9 protein-coding genes are annotated in these 10,473 nt (G+C 49.7%); all 9 read left to right on the top strand.

The window, feature by feature from the left end; translation table 11 throughout:
- The first annotated feature begins 31 nt into the window (after positions 1 to 31).
- The 9 genes from BOP96_RS26775 (at position 32) to BOP96_RS26740 (ending at position 10,457) form a co-directional block, all read left to right on the top strand.
- Positions 32 to 1,042, top strand: coding sequence for a polysaccharide biosynthesis protein (locus tag BOP96_RS26775; protein ID WP_073454520.1), 1,011 nt, complete (start codon positions 32 to 34; stop codon positions 1,040 to 1,042).
- 3 nt (positions 1,043 to 1,045) lie between these two features.
- Positions 1,046 to 2,164, top strand: coding sequence for a UDP-2-acetamido-2,6-beta-L-arabino-hexul-4-ose reductase (wbjC, locus tag BOP96_RS26770; RefSeq protein WP_073454518.1), 1,119 nt, complete (start codon positions 1,046 to 1,048; stop codon positions 2,162 to 2,164).
- A gap of 114 nt (positions 2,165 to 2,278) precedes the next feature.
- A complete protein-coding gene (wecB, locus tag BOP96_RS26765) occupies positions 2,279 to 3,412 on the top strand; it encodes a non-hydrolyzing UDP-N-acetylglucosamine 2-epimerase (protein WP_003189795.1) in 1,134 nt (377 codons plus the stop codon).
- A gap of 217 nt (positions 3,413 to 3,629) precedes the next feature.
- Positions 3,630 to 4,850 (top strand): glycosyltransferase family 4 protein, encoded by a 1,221-nt coding sequence (locus BOP96_RS26760; protein ID WP_003189796.1) that lies wholly within the window; start codon positions 3,630 to 3,632, stop codon positions 4,848 to 4,850.
- A 57-nt stretch (positions 4,851 to 4,907) separates the two neighbouring features.
- Positions 4,908 to 5,504 (top strand): sugar transferase, encoded by a 597-nt coding sequence (locus tag BOP96_RS30290; RefSeq protein WP_003189797.1) that lies wholly within the window; start codon positions 4,908 to 4,910, stop codon positions 5,502 to 5,504.
- Positions 5,505 to 5,612: 108 nt separating this feature from the next.
- Positions 5,613 to 6,257 (top strand): acetyltransferase, encoded by a 645-nt coding sequence (locus tag BOP96_RS26755; protein WP_003189798.1) that lies wholly within the window; start codon positions 5,613 to 5,615, stop codon positions 6,255 to 6,257.
- 28 nt (positions 6,258 to 6,285) lie between these two features.
- Entirely contained in the window at positions 6,286 to 7,137 is an 852-nt protein-coding gene (locus BOP96_RS26750) for a 3-hydroxyacyl-CoA dehydrogenase NAD-binding domain-containing protein (RefSeq protein WP_073454516.1), read from the top strand.
- Positions 7,138 to 7,151: 14 nt separating this feature from the next.
- Positions 7,152 to 8,336 (top strand): DegT/DnrJ/EryC1/StrS family aminotransferase, encoded by a 1,185-nt coding sequence (locus BOP96_RS26745; RefSeq protein ID WP_073454514.1) that lies wholly within the window; start codon positions 7,152 to 7,154, stop codon positions 8,334 to 8,336.
- 126 nt (positions 8,337 to 8,462) lie between these two features.
- Positions 8,463 to 10,457 (top strand): polysaccharide biosynthesis protein, encoded by a 1,995-nt coding sequence (locus tag BOP96_RS26740; RefSeq protein ID WP_003189805.1) that lies wholly within the window; start codon positions 8,463 to 8,465, stop codon positions 10,455 to 10,457.
- Positions 10,458 to 10,473: the final 16 nt, after the last annotated feature.

The raw sequence follows: 10,473 nt of genomic DNA, 5'->3' as shown, positions 1-10,473 counted from the left end.
CAGGTCATGCAAAATTCCATGGCAATGCGGCATGATGCTCCGGCTTCAATTCAATAACCGTGTTGCACTCAGCTCCTGCAACCGCCCAGATATTGCTGAAATTCGTATATTCAGTCGCGATGAAAAGAAACAAGATGATATGCGTAAGCGCTACGCTAACTCCAAGCTGAAGTTCTACATAGGTGACGTTCGCGATTACCAAAGTGTGCTCAATGCCACACGAGGTGTTGACTATATTTTTCATGCTGCTGCGCTTAAGCAGGTGCCATCTTGCGAGTTTCACCCGATGGAGGCGGTTAAGACCAATGTGATGGGTACTGAGAATGTATTGGAGGCTGCGATCCAGAACGGCGTGAAGCGTGTTGTTTGCTTAAGTACCGACAAAGCGGTCTATCCAATCAACGCAATGGGTATTTCCAAAGCGATGATGGAAAAAGTGATGGTGGCAAAGTCGCGGAACGTAGATGAGTTGAAGACGGTCATCTGCGGTACTCGGTACGGCAATGTAATGGCTTCTCGAGGTTCAGTAATTCCGCTTTTCGTAGATCAAATTCGTGAGGGTAAGCCATTGTCCATCACTGATCCGAACATGACTCGCTTCATGATGACCTTGAGTGATGCGGTAGACTTGGTGCTGTATGCCTTTGAGCATGGTAACAATGGCGATCTGTTCGTACAGAAGGCGCCTGCGGCGACTGTTGAAACACTCGCTCGTACGCTGACCGCCATGATGGGTAAGCCTGAGCACCCTATACAAGTCATTGGTACCCGTCATGGTGAAAAGCTTTATGAGGCGTTGCTCAGCCGTGAGGAGATGGCCTGTGCTGAAGATATGGGTGAGTACTATCGTATTCCGCCTGATCTGCGAGACCTGAACTACAGCAAATTTGTGGAGCAGGGAGAGGAAAAAATCTCCCGGATGGAGGATTACAACTCCCATAATACTGAGCGGCTGGACGAGGCGGGTATGAAGCGCCTGCTGCTAAAGTTGTCGTTTATGCAAGCAATCCAGCGTGGTGAACACGCAACGCCGGAGGAATAATTCGTGAAAGTGTTAATCACTGGCGCCGGCGGCTTTATCGGCAAGAACCTGATCTCGCACCTTGGCGAGCGTAATGACGTCGAAATGCGTCAGTTCAATCGGGGCGATGATGTCTCCCAGTTGAACCGCCTCGTGGAAGGCGTGGACTTCATATTCCACCTTGCGGGAGTGAATCGTCCAAAGAGCCCGGAGGAATTCAAGTCCGGGAATGCTGAACTAACAAGCGCGCTATGTCATGCCATTGAAGCAAGTGGCAAGCCAATACCAGTGCTTTACACTTCATCTAGCCAGGCTGAACTGAACAATGAGTACGGCGAGAGTAAGCGTGCGGCTGAAAATTCACTGCTTGAATTGTCTCGGCGTACCGGGTCGAAGGTTTATCTGTTTAGGCTGCCAAATGTTTTCGGTAAGTGGGCGCGCCCAAATTACAATTCGGCGGTAGCGACGTTCTGCCACAACATCACGCTTGGACTCCCAATTCAGATTAATGATCCAGATGCGATTATTAACCTAGTTTATGTCGATGATGTGGTTGAGTGCTTTGTTTCGGCAATGAATGGGCGGTTGTCAACTGAAGTATTCGTTGATGTCGCGCCGCTTTATAGCATTAGTGTAGGCGACTTGGCGAATCAGTTGCAGGCGTTCAAAGACAGCCGTGAAAACCTCATCAGTGAACCTGTAGGGGTAGGGTTGGTACGTGCCTTGTACTCCACCTACGTCAGTTACCTGCGCCCCGACAACTTTGCTTATCAAGTGCCGCGGCATGCTGATCCACGAGGGGTTTTTGTGGAAATGCTGAAAACCGTTGATAGCGGTCAGTTCTCGTACTTTACCGCATTTCCTGGGGTTACCCGAGGTGGTCATTATCACCACTCGAAAACCGAAAAGTTTCTGGTGATTAAAGGAAATGCACTTTTTCGTTTTCGCGACATCATCTCGGGTGAATTTTACGAATTGAGGACAAACGGTGAGAAGCCAGAGATTGTCGAGACGGTACCAGGTTGGACCCACGATATTACCAATGTGGGTGAGAATGAAATGATCGTGATGCTCTGGGCAAATGAGATTTTTGACCGCGAGAAGCCTGATACATATGCGCGGCCGGTGGGTACCACCGCGTAAGGCGTCTTCAACGTTGATGTTTTATCTACCCGAGAGCTCGCGTTTACTGGTTCTCGGGGTTTTTGTTCTGGCGTGTTTTCCGTCAGGCTTAGAAAATTTCAGAAGAGCTTCGTAATGAAAAAACTTAAAATTGTTACAGTGGTAGGCACCCGTCCTGAGATTATTCGCCTGTCACGTGTTATGGCTAAGCTGGATCAGTATTGTGATCACGTGCTGGTCCATACCGGGCAAAATTATGATTATGAGTTGAATGAGATTTTCTTTCAGGATCTCGGTATCCGAAAGCCCGATCATTTTCTTAATGCCGCAGGTGCAACAGGTGCGCAGACCATTGGTAATGTAATCATTTCCGTGGATCGTGTGCTGGAAGAAGTCCAGCCCGAGGCGCTGCTGGTCCTCGGCGATACCAACAGTTGCATGGCGGTAATTCCTGCGAAGCGACGCAAGATCCCGACGTTCCATATGGAAGCCGGCAACCGTTGCTTCGACATGCGTGTGCCCGAGGAAATCAACCGACGTATCGTCGACCATACGGCCGACATCAATCTGACCTACAGCACGATTGCTCGTGACTATCTGCTGCGGGAAGGTTTGGCTCCTGATATGGTCATCAAGACGGGTAGCCCGATGTATGAAGTTCTCAATTATTACCGTGAAGGTATAGAGGGCTCAGATGTACTGGAGCGCCTGGGACTTGAAGCTGGTAAGTTCTTTGTGGTGAGTGCTCACCGAGAAGAAAACATCGACTCTGAAACAAACGTTTTGAAGCTGGTGGGCATACTTAACGGCGTAGCTGAAGCTTACAATTATCCGGTGATTGTCTCCACGCATCCGCGCACGCAAAAGCGATTTGACGCATTGGGCATAACGTTCCACGACAACGTTCGATTGTTGAAGCCTATGGGCTTCAAAGATTACAACAAGCTGCAACTTGAATCGAAAGCGGTGCTCTCGGACAGCGGTACGATTAACGAGGAGTCATCAATCCTGAATTTTCCTGCGCTGAATATTCGCGAAGCTCACGAGCGTCCGGAGGGTATGGAAGAAGCCGCAGTTATGATGGTAGGGCTAGAGGTTGAGCGGGTTATGCAAGCCCTGCAGGTTCTGGAGTTTCAGGAGCGCGATGATGTGCGTACGCTTCGCCTTGTTAGTGATTACAGTATGCCGAATGTCGCAGAAAAAGTCGTCCGTATCATTCACAGCTACCGCGATTATGTAATGCGGGTGGTCTGGAAAAAATTTGACTGATAAAGGCATCGTGGAATTTCGAGTTTTCAAAGCGTATTCAGCTAACCGGGTGGCGCACGCGAAGTGTTATCCGTCTAGCTGGATATGGCAAGCTGACCATGGCTTATATCCCTTCATTCCGCGGTGATGCTGGGCGGGCGATGTATGTAATTCTCGGGAAATTTCACGGGCTTCGCTGTCGCCTTCATAAAGCAGTTTTATTCGGGAACGATTACAGATGGCAGTTCGCATTTTGCTTTTGACCCAGTGGTTTGAACCTGAGCCCACTTTTAAGGGCCTCGTATTCGCTCGGGCCTTGGTAGAGCAGGGCTTTGAGGTTGAAGTAGTCACCGGTTTTCCGAATTATCCCGGCGGTAAAATTTATCCCGGCTACAAGATAAAATTGTGCCAGAAAGAAGTCATTGATGGCGTAAAAGTCACACGACTTCCTCTTTATCCAAGCCACGGTCAAAGCGGAGTGGGTCGTGTACTCAATTATTTGAGTTTTGGTGCGGCGAGTCTGTTCTATGGCTTGTTCGGTGCCAAGCGTCCTGATGTTATTTATGCCTACCACCCACCATTGACGGTGGGTATTGCTGCCTGCCTTATTCGTTTTTTTCGACGTACGCCGGTTGTCTATGACATTCAGGACATGTGGCCGGACACGTTACGTGCGACCGGTATGTTCTCAAATCCGAAGGCACTTCAAGTCGTATCTCGTGTGTGTGACTGGGTTTATAAACATGTGGACCAGATAGTTGTCCTGTCTCCTGGGTTCAAGCGTCTCCTGGTGGAGCGTGGAGTGCCGGACACAAAAATAGATATTATCTATAACTGGTGTGCGGAAGATGCTTTGGCTGATGGTCTGAATATCCTTCCTCCGAATTTCCCCGACAAGCCGAAATTCAGGATTCTCTTTGCTGGTACGATGGGTAAGGCCCAGGCATTGGATACCGTTCTGGATGCGGCCAGGATCTTATCCGCGGCCAACACGGAAATTGTATTTGTTTTCTTGGGAGGGGGCGTTGAGGTCGCGCGTTTGAAGCAGCGCGCTGCGGATGATGGTTTGGACAATGTGCTATTTCTGCCTGTGGTTCCTATGAACGAAGCAGGACGTTATCTTAGGGCTGCTGATGCGTTACTGGTTCACCTGAAAAAAGACCCGCTGTTTACCATCACGATCCCTTCAAAAACCCAGGCTTATCTAGCAGCCGGCAAGCCTCTTCTGATGGCTGTGGATGGTGACGCGGCTGAGTTGGTTCAACGCAGCGGCAGCGGCTATATTGCTGAGTCACAGAGTCCTCAAGCGCTCGCTGACGCCGCGTTGGCGTTGAGCCGAGCAAGTCCGATAGAGCTCGACATTATGGCCAAAAAAGGTCAAGATTTTTACCATTCGCAGATGTCTCTCAAAAAAGGAATCGAGGGTTTTACGCGTATTTTTAATCGGTTTTCTAAATAGTCAAAAATGGTCGGTGCTGGGCGTGCCCGGCTTCAAGTGGGTTATAAGGTTTCTAGAATGCTTAAGCGTATTTTTGATATTACAGCTTCTTTTTTTGGGCTTTTATTATTATCCCCGGTCATTGTGTTTGTCGCCTGGAAAATCAGTCGGAAGCTTGGTTCCCCGGTACTATTTCGTCAGGTGCGGCCTGGTCGAAATGGCAAGCCATTTGAAATGGTCAAGTTCAGGACCATGAAAAATGCTGTGGATTCAGCTGGAAATCCACTGCCCGACGTGGATCGAATGACGCCTTTTGGTAGCTTCTTGCGCTCTAGCAGCCTGGATGAGCTCCCGGAGCTTTGGAACGTATTGAAGGGCGACATGAGCTTGGTAGGGCCGCGCCCTTTATTGATGGAATATCTTCCCCTCTATTCAGCCGAACAGTACCGTCGGCACGATACCCGACCTGGTGTTACAGGGTGGGCTCAAGTTAATGGGCGCAATTCCTTGAGTTGGGAAGAGAAGTTCAAGTTAGATGTATGGTACGTAGACAACAGAACGTTGATGCTGGATATCAAGATCTTGTTAATGACCATTCGTAAAGTTTTAAAACGTGACGGTATTAGCGCTGACGGGGAGGTGACGATGTCAAAGTTCACCGGCATCGGACAGTAGCGGTAAGGCGGTTTTTACTGAGCTTTGTAGTTGCGCCGCAGATAGGCAATTGCTGATTTTATCGATCCAGTGTTGGGGTCGTAGGACAAGAAACGGTGGGGAAACCAAGTGGCTCCAGATAAGAGTTTGATTATTGTTGGATTTAGTGGTTTCGGTAAAGAAGTCTTCTGGTTGGCTTCGCGCCTCGGCGTCACCATCCGTGGTTTTCTGGACGATAATGTCGCGGTTCAGGGCCACCAATTTGCTTCAGTGCCTGTGTTGGGAATGGTCGACGATTGGCAGCAGTATTCGGATTGCCAGTTTGTCATTGCTATCGGGAATCCGCGTATCAGGAGCAAGGTCAAGGATAAAATGTGTTCAAGGGGCTCCCCTGAGTTTGCAACGCTGATTGATCCTGATGCGCTCGTGATGAGTGAGCACGTGACAATTGGGGCCGGAAGTATTATTTGTGCTGGTACTATCGCCACAGTTGAAATCGTCATCGGTCAGCATGTGATCGTCAATTTGAACTGTACGATCGGACATGAGGTTGTCTTTGAAGATTTCGTTACTGTCGCGCCGATGGTGGCCGTATCTGGAAACGTACGAATCTGTCGTAATGCCGAACTGGGGACAGGGGCTTCTATCCGGCAAGGGTTGACCATTGGAAGCGGAGCTTTGATTGGAATGGGGAGTGTACTCACCAAAAATGTCCCAGAAAATACTGTTTTTTTCGGGAGCCCCGCAAAAGCAATCAAGACTATTGCGCAGTGACGAGGTTGGCTTAATGGAGGTGCAGAAAATGAGCGTACGGGTTGCAGTCGTAGGGACGGGCGTAATGGGAAAGGGGATTGTTCAAATTCTGGCCCAGTCAGCCTTAGTGACCGCTATCGTATGGAAAGGAAGCGCAACCCAACGTGCGGCAAACAGCCTTGGCGATCTGGAGGCTCAATTTGGTCGCATGGTGAACAAGAAGCGACTGTCAGCAGAGGATGCGGCGGCGTTTCTTAGGAAGATCTCTATTGCTGACAGTTACGCCGATCTAGCTGGCGCAGATTGCATGATAGAAGCCGTTTCGGAAAGCATGGCGGAGAAGTCGAAGGTTTTCAGCGAGTTTTCTAAAATATGCGGCTCCGAAACCATCCTTGCTTCCAATACTTCCTCTCTTTCAATTACAGAACTGGGGGCCTTGACAAAGTATCCCTATAATGTGGTAGGTCTTCATTTTTTCAATCCAGCGCCCGTGATGAAGTTGGCCGAAGTGATTGCTGGATTAGGTACATCTGCCCAAACAGTCGAGTGGGCGCTGAATTTTGCCCGCGAACTTGGGAAGGATCCGGTTCTTGTTAATGAGGCGCCTGGATTCATTGTAAATCGTATGTTGATCCCTATGATCAATGAGGCGATTGGTATCCTGGCGGGGGATGTAGCCTCAGCCGAGGAGATTGACAAGGCTATGCGTCTTGGCGCCAACCACCCCATTGGCCCATTAGCCTTGGCCGACCTGATCGGCAATGACGTCTGCCTTTCCATTATGGAAACGTTGCATGATGAAACTGGCGATCCCAAATACCGCGCTCATCCGCTTCTGCGTAAGATGGTTCGTGCCAATCGCCTGGGGCGAAAGTCCTGCCATGGTTTCTTTAAATATTAAGTGTGGGTGTAAGGATGCTCAATTCACCATTTTCTCCCTGGCCGTCTTTCACTACTGAAGAAGCCGATGCCGTTCGGGATGTGATTTTGTCCAATAAGGTCAACTATTGGACGGGTGTGGAAGGCCGCGAATTTGAAAAAGAGTTTGCTGCGTGGACTGGCACCGAATATGCGATTGCTCTGGCAAACGGCACCGTGGCGCTCGATCTAGCCCTTAAAGTACTTGAAATCGGAGCCGGTGACGAAGTAATTGTTACGCCTCGGACGTTTCTGGCCTCTGTCTCCAGTATCGTCAATGCAGGGGCAACTCCAATATTTGCTGATGTGGACCCTAACTCTCAGAATTTCACTGCGCAAACCATCGAGGCTGTTCTGTCGCCGCGCACACGAGCCATCATCTGTGTTCATTTAGCCGGATGGCCCTGTGATATGGACCCTATTATGGAGTTAGCGGATCGTAGTGGCCTCAAGGTCATCGAAGATTGTGCTCAAGCGCATGGAGCGAAGTATAAGGGACGGTCAGTCGGTTCCATTGGGCATATAGGGGCGTGGTCCTTTTGTCAGGACAAAATCATGACAACTGGCGGCGAGGGTGGCATGGTGACGACTAACGATCGTGACCTATGGTCGAAGATGTGGTCGTTCAAGGACCACGGTAAGAGTTGGGATGCGGTCTATGAGCGCGAGCATCCGGCGGGATTCCGCTGGGTACACGAAAGCTTTGGTACAAACTGGCGTATGCTTGAAGTGCAGGCCGTCATCGGTCGCATTCAGTTACGCAGAATGCAGCAATGGCAAGAGACGCGTATCGGCTACGCGAAGCGTATCTGGGACTGTGCCGCCAAATTTCCGGTACTTCGTGTACCAAAGACTCCTGTTGACATCAACCACGGGGCTTATAAATGTTACGTATTTGTCAGGCCAGAAGTCCTCAGAGAGGGTTGGAGCCGGGACCGCATACTTTCTGAAATCAGTGCGCTCGGGGTGCCGTGTTTTTCGGGCTCTTGTTCAGAGGTTTACCTTGAGAAGGCTTTTGACAATACCGGATGGCGTCCGTCTGAGCGGTTGGCCGTGGCAAAGGAATTGGGTGAAACTAGCTTGATGTTCCTTGTTCACCCTACGCTGACAGACGCAGAGGTAGACAAGACGTGCGTCATCATCCGGCAGGTTATGCGGTTGGCGAGCACCGACCAAGTCTAGGCCTGGCAGTACAGATGGACAGACCGTGTGTCGCCAGCGATCGACGACGATAACAGCAGGTTTGATAAGTACTCTATTTTAAGCGTGCAGGTTGTACAGGAGCTTTACGTGGTGGGTGAGGGCGTTATGGATAAGTTGCGAGTGTTTTTACTTGGGTTACCTCGACGTCATAAGCGAGCAATTCAGGTCCTGGCGGACGTTTTACTCGTTTGGTTGGCGCTATGGATGGCGTTCGTAGTGCGTTTAGGGGTTGATGAGATGAGCAATCCCTTCACCAATGACCTTTGGTTATTTATCAGCGCCCCACTTGTCGCTATTCCTTTGTTTGTACGTTTTGGTATGTATCGTGCAGTCATGCGTTACTTCGGTAATGATGCGTTAGTTGCTATTGTCAAGGCTGTTAGCTTGTCATCGCTGATTCTGGGGGTGGTGGTTTACTGGTACAGCAACCACCAGAATATAATTCCTCGTTCAATAATATTTAATTACTGGTGGTTGAGCCTGATTACGATTGGCGGGCTTCGGTTAAGCATGCGCCAATATTTTTTGGGTGACTGGTTTGCAGCGTCGCAATACGTTCCGTTCACCAGTCGTGATGACGGATTACCGAAAGTTGCCATCTATGGCGCGGGTGCTGCGGGCAATCAGTTGGTTGCGGCGCTGCGCATGGGCAGAGTGATGCGACCGGTAGCGTTCATCGATGACGACAGCAGTATTGCTGACCGCATCATATCGGGCTTGCAGGTTTATAAGCCCAAACATATACAGCGGATGATAGAAACAACAGGAGCACAAGAGATCCTACTGGCAGTGCCATCGTCTTCACGTGGCCGACGCCGTGAAATACTGGGGTTTCTAGAGTCACATTCCGTGCACGTTCGCAGTGTCCCCGGTTTTATGGACTTGGCTAGCGGACGAGTCAAGGTCGACGATATCCAAGAGGTTGATATCGCGGATTTGCTGGGGCGCGATGCGGTACCTGCTCAAGAGGAACTGCTTGAGCGTTGTATAAAAGAAAAAAATGTACTGGTAACCGGAGCCGGTGGTTCTATTGGTTCTGAGCTATGCCGTCAGATATTGACGTTAAACCCCAAGACACTTTTATTGTTCGAACATAGCGAATTCAATTTATACAGTGTCTTGTCTGAGTTGGAGCAACGGATCGCACGTGAATCACTGACACTCAAAGTCATTCCAATCCTGGGTACCGTTCGTGACCAAGAAAAGCTACTGGAAATCATGAAGTGCTGGAGTGTTGACACGGTTTATCATGCGGCGGCCTATAAGCATGTGCCGATGGTTGAGCATAATATTTCAGAGGGGATTCTTAATAACGTTATTGGCACGCTTAGCACTGCACAGGCTGCTCTGCAGGCAGGTGTTCCCAATTTTGTGCTGATTTCTACGGATAAGGCTGTGCGCCCGACGAATGTAATGGGGAGTACTAAGCGCCTCTCTGAAATGACATTGCAGGCGCTTAGTAATGAGCTGGCTCCTATATTTTTTAATGACAAGTCCAATGTTTCGAGGGTCAATAAAACCCGCTTTACTATGGTTCGCTTTGGCAACGTATTAGGATCTTCCGGTTCGGTAATTCCACTGTTTCACAAGCAAATAAAGTCTGGTGGTCCTTTAACAGTCACTCATCCAAGTATCACGCGTTACTTTATGACCATTCCTGAGGCTGCTCAGTTAGTCATTCAGGCCGGCTCAATGGGCCGTGGCGGAGATGTCTTCGTACTGGATATGGGTGAACCAGTTAAAATCGCCGAACTGGCGGAGAAAATGATTCACCTTTCAGGTTTGAGTGTTCGGTCGGTGAAAAACCCGCATGGCGATATCGCAGTTGAGTTTACCGGGCTGAGACCGGGTGAGAAACTCTATGAGGAGCTGTTGATTGGCGATAACGTGATTGCGACTCAGCACTCGATGATCATGAGTGCGAATGAAGACTACCTGCCGTGGGACGTACTGAAAGTTAAGCTTTCGGAGTTACTGAAGGCCATAGACACGGGGGACTATTCCCTTATCAGACAGCTGCTTCGTGAAATGGTTAGCGGGTATACGCCTGAGGGTGAGATCGTTGATTGGTTCTATCAGCAGAGGCGCTTGAAGCCATAAGTCAGCGGCCCTGATG

Source organism: Pseudomonas sp. FSL W5-0203, from assembly GCF_001896155.1.
Lineage (GTDB): Bacteria > Pseudomonadota > Gammaproteobacteria > Pseudomonadales > Pseudomonadaceae > Aquipseudomonas > Aquipseudomonas paracarnis.
Note: the sequence above shows the minus strand (reverse complement) of the source record. Positions and strands in the feature narration are given on the sequence as shown.

What these genes read in the sequence shown, in the direction of transcription:
- BOP96_RS26775 (WP_073454520.1), top strand. Translation starts at nt 32, where the DNA reads ATGATGCTCCGGCTTCAATTCAATAACCGTGTTGCACTCAGCTCCTGC.
- wecB (WP_003189795.1), top strand. Translation starts at nt 2,279, where the DNA reads ATGAAAAAACTTAAAATTGTTACAGTGGTAGGCACCCGTCCTGAGATT.
- BOP96_RS26760 (WP_003189796.1), top strand. Translation starts at nt 3,630, where the DNA reads ATGGCAGTTCGCATTTTGCTTTTGACCCAGTGGTTTGAACCTGAGCCC.
- BOP96_RS30290 (WP_003189797.1), top strand. Translation starts at nt 4,908, where the DNA reads ATGCTTAAGCGTATTTTTGATATTACAGCTTCTTTTTTTGGGCTTTTA.
- BOP96_RS26750 (WP_073454516.1), top strand. Translation starts at nt 6,286, where the DNA reads ATGAGCGTACGGGTTGCAGTCGTAGGGACGGGCGTAATGGGAAAGGGG.
- BOP96_RS26745 (WP_073454514.1), top strand. Translation starts at nt 7,152, where the DNA reads ATGCTCAATTCACCATTTTCTCCCTGGCCGTCTTTCACTACTGAAGAA.
- BOP96_RS26740 (WP_003189805.1), top strand. Translation starts at nt 8,463, where the DNA reads ATGGATAAGTTGCGAGTGTTTTTACTTGGGTTACCTCGACGTCATAAG.